The 14,035-nt window shown below is 40.7% G+C and carries 17 protein-coding genes and 1 pseudogene; all 18 read right to left on the reverse strand.

The features are described 5' to 3' along the window. Positions 1-6 precede the first annotated feature (6 nt). The 18 genes and pseudogenes from ACOMA8_RS01100 to ACOMA8_RS01185 all read right to left on the reverse strand — a co-directional run bounded on the left by ACOMA8_RS01100 (position 7) and on the right by ACOMA8_RS01185 (position 13,917). The gene (locus ACOMA8_RS01100; protein ID WP_421367707.1) at positions 7-267 is read right to left on the reverse strand and encodes a JAB domain-containing protein; all 261 of its coding nucleotides are present in this window, start codon (positions 265-267) and stop codon (positions 7-9) included. Between the two features lie 25 nt (positions 268-292). Then, positions 293-496, reverse strand: a pseudogene (locus ACOMA8_RS01105) (DUF960 family protein); the annotation flags it as partial. Between the two features lie 66 nt (positions 497-562). After that, the gene (locus ACOMA8_RS01110; RefSeq protein ID WP_421367709.1) at positions 563-1,015 is read right to left on the reverse strand and encodes a nucleoside deaminase; all 453 of its coding nucleotides are present in this window, start codon (positions 1,013-1,015) and stop codon (positions 563-565) included. A 123-nt stretch (positions 1,016-1,138) separates the two neighbouring features. Continuing rightward, a complete protein-coding gene (gene rlmH, locus ACOMA8_RS01115) occupies positions 1,139-1,618 on the reverse strand; it encodes a 23S rRNA (pseudouridine(1915)-N(3))-methyltransferase RlmH (protein WP_161898111.1) in 480 nt (159 codons plus the stop codon). A 256-nt stretch (positions 1,619-1,874) separates the two neighbouring features. Next, positions 1,875-2,513, reverse strand: coding sequence for a nitroreductase family protein (locus ACOMA8_RS01120; RefSeq protein WP_161898110.1), 639 nt, complete (start codon positions 2,511-2,513; stop codon positions 1,875-1,877). Positions 2,514-2,531: 18 nt separating this feature from the next. Next, on the reverse strand, positions 2,532-2,945 hold the full coding sequence (locus tag ACOMA8_RS01125; RefSeq protein ID WP_161898109.1) for a MarR family winged helix-turn-helix transcriptional regulator: 414 nt from the start codon (positions 2,943-2,945) through the stop codon (positions 2,532-2,534). A 736-nt stretch (positions 2,946-3,681) separates the two neighbouring features. After that, positions 3,682-4,347, reverse strand: a complete 666-nt coding sequence (locus ACOMA8_RS01130) for an HAD family hydrolase (RefSeq protein ID WP_161898108.1) — start codon at positions 4,345-4,347, stop codon at positions 3,682-3,684. 86 nt (positions 4,348-4,433) lie between these two features. Then, on the reverse strand, positions 4,434-4,988 hold the full coding sequence (gene hxlB, locus ACOMA8_RS01135) for a 6-phospho-3-hexuloisomerase (protein WP_421367713.1): 555 nt from the start codon (positions 4,986-4,988) through the stop codon (positions 4,434-4,436). Positions 4,989-5,015: 27 nt separating this feature from the next. Beyond that, positions 5,016-5,768, reverse strand: a complete 753-nt coding sequence (locus tag ACOMA8_RS01140; RefSeq protein WP_161898106.1) for an SDR family NAD(P)-dependent oxidoreductase — start codon at positions 5,766-5,768, stop codon at positions 5,016-5,018. Between the two features lie 39 nt (positions 5,769-5,807). Beyond that, the gene (rpe, locus tag ACOMA8_RS01145; RefSeq protein ID WP_161898105.1) at positions 5,808-6,452 is read right to left on the reverse strand and encodes a ribulose-phosphate 3-epimerase; all 645 of its coding nucleotides are present in this window, start codon (positions 6,450-6,452) and stop codon (positions 5,808-5,810) included. Between the two features lie 91 nt (positions 6,453-6,543). After that, positions 6,544-7,797 carry a PTS transporter subunit IIC gene (locus ACOMA8_RS01150; RefSeq protein WP_161898104.1) on the reverse strand — a complete coding sequence of 418 codons (1,254 nt, stop codon included), beginning with the start codon at positions 7,795-7,797 and terminating at the stop codon, positions 6,544-6,546. 162 nt (positions 7,798-7,959) lie between these two features. Next, on the reverse strand, positions 7,960-8,262 hold the full coding sequence (locus tag ACOMA8_RS01155; protein ID WP_161898103.1) for a PTS sugar transporter subunit IIB: 303 nt from the start codon (positions 8,260-8,262) through the stop codon (positions 7,960-7,962). A 28-nt stretch (positions 8,263-8,290) separates the two neighbouring features. Further along, positions 8,291-8,752, reverse strand: coding sequence for a PTS sugar transporter subunit IIA (locus ACOMA8_RS01160; protein ID WP_161898102.1), 462 nt, complete (start codon positions 8,750-8,752; stop codon positions 8,291-8,293). 3 nt (positions 8,753-8,755) lie between these two features. Further along, on the reverse strand, positions 8,756-10,804 hold the full coding sequence (locus ACOMA8_RS01165) for a BglG family transcription antiterminator (RefSeq protein ID WP_421367719.1): 2,049 nt from the start codon (positions 10,802-10,804) through the stop codon (positions 8,756-8,758). A gap of 430 nt (positions 10,805-11,234) precedes the next feature. Further along, complete coding sequence (locus ACOMA8_RS01170) at positions 11,235-11,681, reverse strand: PTS sugar transporter subunit IIA (protein ID WP_161898100.1); 447 nt, start codon at positions 11,679-11,681, stop codon at positions 11,235-11,237. A gap of 15 nt (positions 11,682-11,696) precedes the next feature. Then, positions 11,697-11,981, reverse strand: a complete 285-nt coding sequence (locus tag ACOMA8_RS01175; RefSeq protein WP_161898099.1) for a PTS sugar transporter subunit IIB — start codon at positions 11,979-11,981, stop codon at positions 11,697-11,699. Positions 11,982-12,004: 23 nt separating this feature from the next. After that, complete coding sequence (locus tag ACOMA8_RS01180) at positions 12,005-13,369, reverse strand: PTS galactitol transporter subunit IIC (protein WP_421367724.1); 1,365 nt, start codon at positions 13,367-13,369, stop codon at positions 12,005-12,007. Between the two features lie 23 nt (positions 13,370-13,392). After that, entirely contained in the window at positions 13,393-13,917 is a 525-nt protein-coding gene (locus tag ACOMA8_RS01185) for an RpiB/LacA/LacB family sugar-phosphate isomerase (RefSeq protein WP_161898097.1), read from the reverse strand. Positions 13,918-14,035: the final 118 nt, after the last annotated feature.

The following is a 14,035-nucleotide window of genomic DNA, read 5'->3' on the forward strand; positions in this document are numbered from 1 at the left end:
GACATTCTATTTTTCGAAATAGCCTTCTGCCCGTAATGACAAGTATCTCCCCTCAAAGCCAATGATTAAATGATCCAGTAACTCAATATTCAACAGCTCGCAGCAAGATCGTAGTTTTTTGGTAAATTGAATATCGTTTACAGATGGGCTTGGGTCCGACGAAGGATGATTGTGGCAGACGATACAAGAAACGGCATTCGACAAAAGCAAGGGTTTCAATATTTCCCGAGGTACGGCGATACTCTGGTTGTTCTTGACGATGAACAATGATTAACTTTTGAATATGATTTTCCTTATACAATTCAAAGATTTGTAGGTAATCTTTTTTCCAGATCGACCCATCAATCAAATGCCATAGTAACAATTGAACTTCTAGCGGTACCCCTTCCTTGATGCCCTGTGTTAAAAAGCGCTGGTTCTTTTTCTCAAACATAGCTATCCCTCCGAAAAACAAAAATAGACCCACAATCCTACTATTCATAGGATTGCGGATCATAGAAATAATATATATTTGATTATCTAATTTTCTACAGTATTTACGTAATGTTAATAAGAATGGCTACTACCCATCGTGACGAGTAAAGTATCCCTTTATATCATCAATCATGAAATCTGAAACCAATTTAACCTCATGTATGTAAGCACCAGCTTCCAATACTTCTCTACATGAAATGAAGGACCAGTTTTGTTCCTTTCCTCTGAAGTTCGAGTTATTAGCAAAGACAATACCCTCAACTCCAGTCCATACTGCGGTGGAACTGCAAAGCGGACATGGTTCAAATGTAGAGTATAACCAATAGCCCGTTGGCAGCTCACTAACGCCAAGTTGCTGACAGGCTTTTCGAATGGCGTTCACTTCTGCATGAGCAGTTGGATCATGATCACCTGATACAGTAGTTTCACCAATCGAAAAGATTTCACCTTTAGAATCCACGATGGCTGCTTGAATTGAATGCAAATTCCACTGACGTTTAATCAATTGGGACATAATTTGTCTACTTGGATGTTGCGCCATTTTGGAACCTCCTTTCATAATTACACAATAGAAAGTTATACTTTTAAACCGAACTTATTGCTTCGGAAAGTTTAGTCTTGGGTTATTTTCTGATTATTTGTGTAGGCCGACTCAGAAATATCATCACTTGTGGTATGGTCCTCCAGTATTAATCCGGAAGGCGCGATAGATTTGTTCTACCAAAATCAAACGCATTAGTTGGTGGGGATAGGTCATTTTTCCGAAGCTGATTTGGGTATTGCTGCGCTGGATCACCGCTGGACTTAAGCCCAGCGAGCCGCCGATTACAAAGGTTAGCTGGCTTTTACCTTGAATACCGAGTTGGTCGATTTGGTGGGCAAATGCTTCGCTTGAAGGGTTTTTGCCTTCGATTGCCAGTGCGTACACATATTCGCCGTCTTTGATTTTGGCGAGGATTCGTTCGCCTTCTTTTTCCTTTACTTGCTGCATTTGGGCCTCGCTTAAGTTTTCTGGTGCTTTTTCATCGGGAACTTCCACCAACTGGACTTTGGCATAGGCGCCTAGTCGCTTCACGTACTCATTGATTCCCTGTACGAGATATTTTTCCTTCAGCTTTCCCACTGAAATAATCTTGATATGCACACTTATTTCCTCCCAAGACGGTTACTCGTTAGCTACTTAATTTCTAGCTTATTGACATGTCGTCTTGAGTTTACCACAATTTCTCTGTCGCTTTTTAGTACTCGACAAAAAAACCGATCATTTCAGATTTGGTGGGCTTGGCCATCCTCTGAAATGATCGGTTTCATTTTTTTACTTTAGCAACTCGTCGATACCGTCAATTAGCAAAAATGATTTTGCACTGGCAGTGAGCTGCTTCAGATACCCGCTTCTTGTTTTATTTAAACCAAGTCACCTGTTCAGGATCTAAGCGGACAGAGTCGTAGCCAGCTTCGGCAGCTTTGCCGATAGAAACGATGGTCGCTGGGACATAACGGGTTGGATCCAGATCAAATGCGGCTGCCAATTGGTCATTTTCAAATCCACCGATGACATTGGTATCATAGCCATGCCCTCGAGCCACCAGCAAAAGCTGCATTGCTGCCAGCATGCTGTCTCGTTGAACAATCGTATACATCTGTTCTGAACTCATCTTTTGATAATAGGGAATGATGGTTGCCACTTGATGGTCGTGGACTTCTTGGGGCATTTTCCCCTCAGCCAATGCTTGATCGTAGATGGTTTCTCCAAACTCATAACAAGCCATATCGCCAAAAATCAGGATCATCGCCGAAGAGGTTTCGGTTTGCAACTGGTTGGTACGTACCAATGGTTTCAATTTATTTTTAGCTTCATCACTTTCGACGATAACAAAGCGCCATGGCTGCATGTTAACAGATGATGGGGCTTTTGTTGCTTCGGCCAGCATCTGCAGCATCTCCTCGCGACTAATTTTCACTGTGGGATCATAAGAACGAATCGAGCGACGGTTGAAGAGAATATCAGCAAAATCATTATTTTTAAACCCATGTGACATGTACAAGTTCCTTCTTTCTTACAAATGTTCGTTTAATTTCGTCAACAGTTGCGCAAGTTGCTCAAACTCCGCTTCTGAGAAAAATGGAAAACAGCTTTGCCGCAAATCTGGATGTTTCTTTTCGCAGGTGGACAAATTTTCTTGCGCTTCTGTTGTCAAAGTCACAAAGATTTCTCGACCATTTTGGGGATTGCGCTGCCGATCCACGAAGCCTTTGTCTTCGAGAATCTTCAAATGTCTGGTAACCGCCGCATTGTCGATATGAAGCTTTTCTTGTAATCGTGTTTGCAAGCAGGGTTGCAGTTCTTTGATTACCTGAAGCATCTCAAAACGCGTCAGACTGAATCCTACTTTTTGTTCAAAATCAGTGCTGACTTTTTGATCCCCCAGCTTCAATAAATACATCATGTGGCTAACTTCTTTTAGCGTCATGTTCTGTCTCCTTTAAACGATTGATACATCAACTGTTGACTTGTCAATTATACTGCCATCCGAAAAAAAAGCAACATTTTTTCGAAATTATCGGCTATCTATCTGCTGTCTCTGGCTTAGCTCTGATCCAAAGCAAATAGGTGCAAACAGTCTCTGTAAATAAGATTGTTGTACTATCAATGGAGTTATCTGAATTCCATTACCATTATTTATCTAAGTTTGGCAGTAAAAAATCTTTCAGCAAGCTTATAGTCGATTTTTTGTCATCGATTACAAGATTTAAAATAAACCGCTGCTAAATAAGTGATTTAGCTGACTGCTTCTTCTCAAACAACTTTAAACAAAAAAGTCTGCAAGATGCTCTCACCTCATCTTGCAGACTTTTTTTACAAACTGGAAATAGGCACCCTTTTGATAAAAATTTTTACTATTTTCAGCTTGAGTTGCTCACCAACTTGTTGCGACTTTACTATCTGGCAAATTGGTTTTTTTATGCAAGATACCAAGGGAATAGGTGCTTGATATCTTGTCAAGAGTTCACAAACGATTGAACTCTTGATAAATAACTTCAACCTGTCAAGCAGACGACTTTCATATTGCTGCATGAAGAAGAACTCGCTTCTTGCTTCTCATTTCTCACGCTGCCTTATGAATAGCCCTCTTGAAACATTTACATGAGCGACCAGCCGGTAAACGTTTCTTAACTTAACATGAGTCATTTACCACGAAATTTTTGTTAAAGAGGAGACGCCTCAAATTTGCTCTGAATCAGCGCAAGATGAAAAGCAGAAGCGCTCTGGAAGCGACGACAAACAAACGGCATCTTCAATTCCGAACGTAACGCTGATTCAGGAATAAAAATGGGCTGAAAACCACCAACATGAGCTGCAATCAGCCCCGCTTGTGCATCTTCGACAACATACGAAAAACTAGGATTGACTCCCAATTTTTGGGCAGCTTTCAAAAAGATTTCCGGGTTAGGCTTTGAATGTACGACATCTGAACCAAACACATAGGCATCGAAATAGTTATAGATTCCACCTTGTTTCAGGAACTTCTCTGCTACTTCTTGTGTACTGGAAGTTGCTACTGCAATCTTGTAACCGTGATTTTTCAAATACGGCAACAAACGTCTGATGCCACATTTTATATCAACATCTCTTTTCTCATAGTAAGAGAAAAAGTAGTCGTTTCGATCAGCAATAACCTTTTCTGCGACTTTTGCATCCCAGTTGGCCGTGAAATCTTCCATAATGTCCGCCAAACTTCGTCCCATCAAACTTTGATAGATATCCTCATCAAAGAAAAGGCCATTTTTCTCAAAAGCCGCTTTAAACGCTGCTTTAGAAACAGGCTCGGTATCAATTAAAACACCATCCATGTCAAAGATTACTGCTTCCATATTTTTCCACCTTCCTCTTGGTGATTCATTTCACAATTCATTGCCAGAGAAAGTGTCTCTGACCAATCAGAGACACTATACACATATTATTCGAAATCCGCGTGACGAGTGAACATCGTTTCAGAGGTCTCACCAGTTTCATCCATTAAGTTCAGTACTAGACTATCAAAAGTTAGAAACGCCAATTGTTCAAATGCAGAGCCCATCGGTTGTGAAAATTGATCCGCAGCCCGTTCATTTTCATCTTTTGTCGTTCCTGGCAAAACCAGCACGGCATTTGCTGCTTTGCCGATAGTTGATTCTTTTTTCATCGTCACCAGTGCAATTTTTACACCACTTGCAATTGCCTTCTCTGCAAGAGACTTCAAACTTCCTGTCTCACCGGATCCAGAACAAATAATCAGCAAATCTCCTTCTTTAGAATGAGGTGAACTAATTTCTCCTACTAGAGAGACATCAAAGCCTAAGTGCATCAAGCGATTGGCAAATGCCTGAATAGCTATGCCAGAACGGCCAGCTCCAGATAAGAAAATATGATTGGCTTGTTTAATTTGCTCAAGAAATTCACTAATCTCTGCCGTATCGATTTTTTCGGCGTTACTTCTCAGTTCATTTAGTATATCTAACGTATAATTTTTCATCTTGATGCTCCCTTTTTGAATTGTGATCTAAGCGATGGTCCGTCCGCCATCCATCAAAATTGTTTGCCCTTGAATGTAAGAGTTGTCCGGATCTGCTAAGAACACGGCTAAGTTGGCTACATCATCGATGGTTCCCAAACGACGAACAGGGATTTTTTCCAAAACTGCATCCAAATCTGCCTGCGTCGGATAGTTTACCCGCATCATTTCCCCAGTGTCGATCAAGCGGGGGGCAATGGCATTCACATTCACGCCTTTAGGTCCCAATTCTTTTGCCAAGCCTCGGATCAAGCCTTCTCCACCCGCTTTAGAAGCTGGATAAGATACGCCGCCACCAGTACCACTTAGTGCTGAACCGGAGCTGATATAGACGATCGAACCTTTATTGTCCAAAAAGTCATCGTAAAACGCTTTGACGGTATTGAATAACCCGGTTAGATTGATAGCCAGCGTTTTGTTCCATTCTTCAAATGAGATGTTGTTAACTTTATTAGCAAAGGCCACTCCCGCATTCAATACCAGAATATCAATGCGTCCGAACTCGGCAAATACCTTTTCTCGCACATTTTCCAATGCTTTTGGATCAGAAACATCTGTTTTGACGAATAGTGATTTCACATTGCCAAAAGTCAATTCTTCAGCCGTCTTCACACCGTTTTCTTCATTGTAATCGACGATAATCGTATGTGCCCCTTTATCGGCAAATTGTTTAGCAATCCCTTTTCCAATACCATGTGCACCGCCTGTAACCAGTGCGACTTTTCCCTCAAAATTCCCCATCTTGTGTTCAACCCTTTCTTTATAACGATTAATTGATTTTTACTGAATTGCTTGGCGAAGTTTCTCATACTGCTCGGCTGGATCATTACTGAATAAAAAACCACCAACAACAATCAAGTCTGCGCCTGCTTTTGCAACCTGACCGGCAATTACATCATTTACGCCGCCATCGACTTCAATTTGAATGTCTCGCTTGCCAATCATTTTCTTCACATTTGCTACTTTTTCTAGGCTTTTTTCCAAGAAGCTTTGACCTGGAGTTCCAGGATTAATAGTCATCACTAGAATATAATCGATATCATCCAGCAAATATTCCAATACTGATTCTGGCGTAGCCGGATTGATCACGACACCGGCTTTGCGGCCAGCTTTACGGATCCGCTGCATCATATTATGGATGTGTGGTGTAGATTCATAATGAACAGAGATCATCTCAGCACCTGTCGCAATGACGTCATCCAGATGGTCTTTGGGATTAGCAACCATCATATGAACATCAAAAATCATTTTAGATTCTTTTTTCATCGCTGCAATTTGATTCGGTCCGAAGGCAATGTTCGATACAAAATTGCCATCCATCATGTCCACGTGCAGGATATTTGTCTTTTCATCTTCTAAAAATTTGATTTCTTCCTCCAGACTCAAGATGTCTGCTCCAAAAATTGAAGGTAAGATTTCAGCCATTTTCTATTTCCCCTTTTCTTCTATTTGTATGAGTTTGCAGCAATCTGTGACACTAGCCGCAGACCACTGCCTTCCTCATTTTTCCACTAGTTTATTTGAACAACGTACTGATGAAGTAAGTCAGGACGCTCCATGGGCCAGTTAATACAAAATCGGTTCCCTGCCCTTTTAGCTCCACACCGGCCCGAGTCAGAAACTCGGTTGCTCCCGGTGCCACATAACCACCGAGATACATGACAATTACACCAAAGATTACCGTGGTTATAATGGAGCGTAAAAGATTCCCTTTACTGGATAACACCGTCATAACTGAGATATAGGTGACTGACATCAAAAGCCCAACTGGAAACATCTTGATTCCTGGAAGAACCAATGCTGCCAGCATGATCAACGGAATTGAAATAACTGTGGTTGTAATCGTAGTCGGATCCCCTAAACCCAATGCCAAATCCATCCCGATATTCAAGTCGGACTCTTCACCCATTTGTTTGGTCATGTAGTCTTTGGCATATTTTCCGATTGGGGATAGACCATCCATCAATACCCCTACTACGCGAGGCATCAAAACCATAACCCCGGCAATGCCCATAGCCATCGGAACAACAGTTGTGACCGGCTGTTTAGTCAGCAATCCCAAAATTAAACCGACGATTGCGCCAATAACAACTGGCTCTCCTAAAACACCAATTCGTTTGTTAACGCCTTCCAAGCTGACATCCAACTTGTTTAAACCAGGAATAAAATCGATAATCTTGTTTAGCAGGTTTGCTACCGGCAATGTCCAACCCGTGTGGATGATTGTTGTACAGGTTGTATCTTCTAATCCGTAGTACTCTTGCCATTTTGGTGCAATTTTGTCCCCGATAATCAGTGCTGCAACAGAAAGAACAATTGTGACTCCCAGTCCGATAAAGAAATTGTTAAAGATATAGTAAGCCAGCGCCCCCGGGACTAAGAAATGCATGTAATTCCAAATATCAACATTCAATGTTTTGGTCCATTTTAAGCGCACCATAAGGATATTCAAAAATAGACCAATAGGAATTGCCAAGGCTGCAAAAGGTGCCATCCATGATGCTGCTCCGACAGCCGGCCAACCAATGTCCATAATGGTAAAGCCAGAGCCGATTTCGCCATAATAATCAACTGCAGGCGTCAATGAGTCGTTCAATAAATTTACAACCAAGGTCAAACCGATAAAACCGACACCAACAGTTAACCCCGATTTCAAAGCTTCCCCAAGCTTCATTCGGAAAAATAGCCCCAATAACGTGATGATAATTGGTAGTACTGCTGAAGCGCCCATACCTGTAATCGTTTGTACGATATTTGTCAATGTTTCCATGTTTCTCCCCCTAATCGAATGTATAAGATTAAAAATCGATGATCTAGCGACTCGTGACGAATCAGGTGAAGACGTCGAATTCGACGACGATTGAAAGAACAGCTAGCTTGCCAGAAAAACCTGTACATCACCGATTTTTAGTTTAGAGCCTGCTTCCCTCTTTTATGCGTTTGCAATCTCAACCAGCTTTTCCCCAAGGTTCTTGCGCAGTTTTGCCTCATTGATTCCCGTCACAAAACCGATAATACTCATATGGGGAACCCCGAGATCCCCTTTGTAATTATTTGTTGTCAACACGATGTCCGCTGTTGAAGCTAGTGAGGGTAATTCTGTCATACTCGCTTTGCTGATTTGATAGCTGGTCAATCCATATTCTTCCAAAACGGATTTGACCTCTGCTGCTGCTAAAGTTGAAGTTGCCACTCCACTACCACATGCTACTAAGATATTTAATTTTTTTACCATTGTAATTTCCTCCTTGAACGTTCTGTTTTTATTTGCTGGCCGTTGCAATTTCATCTAAAACGGTTTGAGCTGAAGTCGCTGCCATCATTCTGTTAATAAATGTTTCTTGTTGGAATAATCCTATGAGACTACGAAGAATTTCCAAATGCTGGCCACCATCGTCCAGCCCTAAGACAAAGAAGAGGTCTACGTCGATTTCAGTATCTGGATCATCCATTTTCGCCATTTTGATTGGCTTGTTCAAGGTAATCACAGAAATAAATGGCTCATTGATAAATTCTGGATCCCCATGAGGAATAGCAACATTGTGCTTATCCATTTCCAATCCTGTTGGAAAATTGTCCTCTCGATTCATGAGATAATCGTAGAAACCTTCTTTTACCATTCCTTTTTCCATAAAATCAGCAGCAATCTTTTGAAAGAGACTTTTCCGATCTTGTACTTCAAGATTCAAGAAAACCAATTCCGGCTTGATATATTCCTTTAACATGTCTCAGTTCCCCCTAAAACTTTTTTGTAAACATTGGATGATTTCCTGCTTTTCCGTCAACGCGGAAAGAGCAGTGACAGCTTCACTATTACTGGCAACCCGATTGATACCGTATAACAGATTGAGATGACTGGTCTTATCCGGTGTAGTCAGAACAGCCATTAGATACACTTTCTTTTTCCCGTAGTGTATCCCGTATGGATTAAGTAAAAGGCTGATTCCCAGCTTTTGTTTTGCACGGGTCGGATCCAAATGCGGGAGTAATACACGCTGTTTCAATAAGATGTAACCTGGCTGTTCGCTGTACTCCTGAAGAACCAACTGCTTAAACTCTGGTGAAATCAGCTCATTTTGCAAGAGCGGCTCAGAAGCAGCTTCAAAGGCCTCTTCCCAGCCCATCTCATGTTGACCGATGGTGATGAAATCCTCTGACAATACCCGTAAGATTTCATTGGAAGTCACCGCCTGCTCAAAACTCTCAGAAGGTGCTAAATCTTTTAAAAGTAAGCTTTGCAAGTCTTCCTCAAGTTGCTTCTCATCACAGATTTCAGCATGCTGGCGAATCACTTTCAAAAGATCCGGCAGCCGAATTTGATCGAAATCCAAATGATAAACATCACGAATCACACGATTTCTTAACTGCAGCTGTTGTGAGTTAGAGATAATCTCCTCAATCACATAAACTTTTTTATCTGTATTCAATGGTATCGTTGAAAATACGATGTCGTGGGGTAAAATGAACTTTTTGTAAGCTCTGATGGAACTCGTTGGATAGAAGAAAAATTCAGGGAAGGTTTCCTTTAGTTTCTTCTCAATCAACTTAGACATAGAGATGCCGTTTGGACAAACAATCACAGCTTTGACAATTTTTGCTTCGAAATCTGTGGGTTCGTTAGCAATTAAATGTCCGCCGACAAATAGTGTGATGTAAGCAATCTCTTGATCATCAATCGCCTCATCAAAAAATGCTTCCAAAGGTCCAATGGATTGTCGGACAAAATCATGCAATACCTTGTATTCATCCAAAATACGGTCATACAAAACATTTTCGTTCGACAGGTGGTACTTTATTCGATAGTATGCCGGCTTAAAATGATTCAAGAGCTTTGTCAGCAAGCCTTTTTTATCCGCAATAATCAGGAAAGTCTTGTTTTCAAATTCATTCAAAAATTCCCAAAGTGAAGCAGATAATAACGGCATATCGACTTCAGAAATACCACTTTTGTTTTGTCCATTCGCACTCAATAATTGTAACGTGAGGTAGAGCAGCTCAGCATGAGTGATTTTCACTGGAAAAAGTGGCGCAGATTGATTCAATAAGGAAAATTCTTTCGTGTTTTCAATGTCGGTAGGCTTTGAAAAATTCACAATTGAAAGATTCCGTCCACGCTGAATTCGTAACAATACTGCCGAAAGAAAACGAATCAAAGGTTGAAAGATTTCATCATTGTATTTAATTTGCAAGTCGTGTTCTGCCTTTTGAATAAATTCGGTCATTTGCAAAACAAATTCTTGACTTGAACTCATGACTTCAGCAGCGATTTTGGCCCCATAGTTTCGATAGATCCTCATGATTGCTTGCATCAAGATATATCGTTTGTCCCATTCATTTCCTTCAATGAAATAGCCGTCCTTACGAGAAAAGGAAATCGTCATATCCTTTTGCTGTAAAAATTCTTTCGCCTTTTTTATGTCACTTACGGCAGTATTTTTGCTGACGCCTAGATCAAAAACAAAGTGATTCAAGGATAGCTCTTCTGACCGAGTCAAAATTAGAATGATGATCAAATCAATTCGATCATTAACTGAAAACAAGATGTCTTCCATTGTCTGATATCGGGTAAGGTAACTAGCCAATCCCTGGTTGGAAATATAACGTCCCTGCACTTTTTCAACAGGAGGAAGTTTTTTTTCTGATAAACGGTCATTGATTGCTTCGATACTGTATTCCAACTGCCGTGCTGAAATGTCGAATTTTTTCATCAAAGCCGCTTCTGAAATCGTTTGGTGAATGACAAGTTGTCGGAGAATTTGTTGATTGCGATCGCTCATGTCTTTTACCTCCTGCATTTATAATAAGCGCTTTCAGTTGCTGATGCCACACAGTTTCTTACCAAATCCTGTGTCGCCTGGACTCCTGGTTGTGATGAAAACTTAGCCTCTTTCACCAGCCTTTGCCTTTACTGTGAGTTTGCTACAGCCTGCTTTTATCAATTGGTGGACCTTCGTCAAATACTTCTTTATTTGCTTTTCTTTTTTTCGCTGCAACAGAGTCCTAGTGTTTTCAGAATCTGGAAAAAAGTGCACAACGTTAACTTCGCTTGATGAAATCCGGGGAAGCCAGCCTTTGAAATTTTTAGCAATAAAAAGCCGACGATCTTCCAATGATTATTAATGGAAGATCGTCGGCTTTTGGATTTCTCATTTGGTAGTGTTTGCTTTAGAGAATGGTGACTCAACTACTACCATACCTCGTTTTCATCTAAGACAACTTTTTCTTGACCAAGTCAGCAGCTTTGTCAGCCGGCAATGTTCTACAGGCCTCAATAAATTCAGTATCTTGAAACAAGCGGATTAGTTTTCGCAAAATAGTTAAATGGTTTTCCCCAGAGGCAAGAGCTAAGTTAAAAATCAGATGACAGTCAACTGTTAAGCTTTTATCCTCCATACGTCCAAATGTAATTGGACGCAGGGTTCGTACAACACTGATACTATCGTCATTGACAAAATTAGAATTTCCATGAGGCATCGCTACGCCTAGACCACCTTCTAACAGCAAGCCAGTAGGAAAATCGACTTCCCGATCAATGCATGCATCAATGTATTGAGGCTCAATCAACCCTTGTTTTATCAAGATATTGCCAGCAAAGCGGATTGCTTCATGGTATGTGGAGATATCCTCACCGGCATCAGTAAAATTAATATTCACAGTTCTCACTTCCATTTACTTTACCAAAGCCCCTACTTGCTCTAAGATTTCATCTTCTCCAATGCCCGTCAGCAGACCTGCACCAACAATGACCGGAGTGCTAACCCCTGGATTATCAATCTTGGTTGAAGATACAATCAAGTCATAGCTGTTAAATCGATCCGTCGTGCAATCCATTAAAGAAGCTTTGTCTACGTCTGCATGCCACCCGTTTTCTTTTAAGAAATCTTGCAAAATTGAAACCATGATTGAAGATGACGCAATTCCATTACCACATACTACTAAGATTTTTTTATCCATTTTCAGTTCCTTCTCTCTTTAGATTAGATGACTGCATCTGTTTCGATTTGAGTACGTTCTTTCTTTTTCAACAAATAGCCGACTGAGATCAAAAGGGCGCCAATTAACAAATAGCCGAAGATTCCAACGTGACTGGCAGCTGCAAACAATCCGGTAAATGGATTTGCAGACGGATTGAGGGACGAATACATGACATTTTCCTGAGCACCCGCTCCGAATTTTTGGAACAATTCATTTGTCGCGGGAGTCATCCATGATGCAATGTAGAGACCTCCACCAAACAAGATAACTGATGATAACCAAGTACGAATGATATTTCCCTTAAAGACCGGCACCATACATGCAATAAAGAAAACAAATTGTGATAAATCTCCAAGTGGCATCACACGGTTTCCTGGTAAAATGACTGCCAAAACAACCATCGCCGGAATCAGTAGTAGTGCGGATGAAATGACGGAAGGATTCCCAACGATTAGTGCGGTATCCATCCCAACCGTGATATCACGATTTGGAAAGCGTTTAACCAATTTTTTTCGTGCTGCATTTGAAAGTGGGACTAACCCTTCCATCATGATTGAGGTCATCTTAGGCAACAATAGCATTACAGCCGCAAGGTACATACCTAATTGTACACTAGAGATGATTGTATGATAAGGACTGGCCCAATCATAACCCGTCAATCCTAACAATGTTCCTAACAAGAAGCCTACAATTGTTGGATCTCCCAGAACACCAAATCGTTTTTGAATTGTTTCTGCAGTTACATTTAAGTTCTTCAAACCTGGTATATGGTCAAACAACCAATTAAAAGGATAGGCAAATAGCAGATACGTATTGGCTACTGGGTGAGAAATCGAAACACCTTGAGGCAGGCCGAAGAATTTTTCATTGTTCTTAGCTCCTAAATCAGCTGCAATCAATGCCCAAACATGAAATAGACCTGCAGTCAAAACACCGTATAGAAAGTTGCCTGAGTACACTGCTACGATTGCACCCATTGAGGCGTTCTGATGTAAATTGAATACGTCTACATTTACACAATCAGTGACTTTCAGTACCAATAGCAATAGATTTATTCCCACACACAAAGGAATAATAATTGCACCCATACTAGAACCGAATCCCATAACGGCTGTGGCAGCACCGCCGACATCAATCGCATCTAAGGATGAACCGGTTTTGCTCGCTAATCCGGTAATAGCAGGTTCCATCTTTTCCAACATAAACCCAATGACCATTGACAATGCAATAAAACCAATTCCAACTTTCATAGCAGATTGAATGGCTTCAGCTAATGGCCGCCCCAAAATCAACATAAAGACCAAAAAGATAACCGGGATAAAAATAAAATTACCTAAATCGTTAATAAATTGTGTAATGAATTCCATAATTTTTACTCCTCCTTAAGCTCTCAGTCAGGTCGAAACCCCATATTCCACGCAACGTGATCCGGTTTTTTCAATAACAAGTTGTCATTTTTCTCACATTCATGCAAATTCTTCTTCGAGTTCTCCCGTGCAGTTGCAAAATCAAACGGTTCATCATACCATGCATCAACAATCATCTTTGCATATTCCAAGCTATTGACTCGACAACCTAAACCAATAATCTGTACATTATTACTCAACCTAGCACGCTTCGCAGAATACGGATTGGTAACTGCAGTTGCACGAATCCCCCAATGCTTATTGGCTTGACAAGTAAAACCAATTCCCGTTCCACAGATATAAATTCCTAAACGACAGATATCCTTCTGAATTGTGATTGCCATTTCATCAGATAGAACTGCAGCTGTATTGACACCATCCTCCGGTTTTTGCACTGGATCATAGACAATTTCTGCATCCTTTTCTTCGATTAAATACTGTTTGATTGCTTCTTTCATTTCAAAGCCAAGATCATCACAAGCAATTGCGATTTTAGTTTTGGGTTTCATATTTTCCACCTCTCTGCACCTGAATGCGTTTTCTTTACACCCCTATAATACTATTGGTTTTAATTGGTGTCAATAGGCTTTAGTTGTTTTTTTTGTATTTCATTAGTTTTTAGCCAAT

This window comes from Enterococcus infantis, from assembly GCF_049166715.1.
Lineage (GTDB): Bacteria > Bacillota > Bacilli > Lactobacillales > Enterococcaceae > Enterococcus_C > Enterococcus_C leclercqii.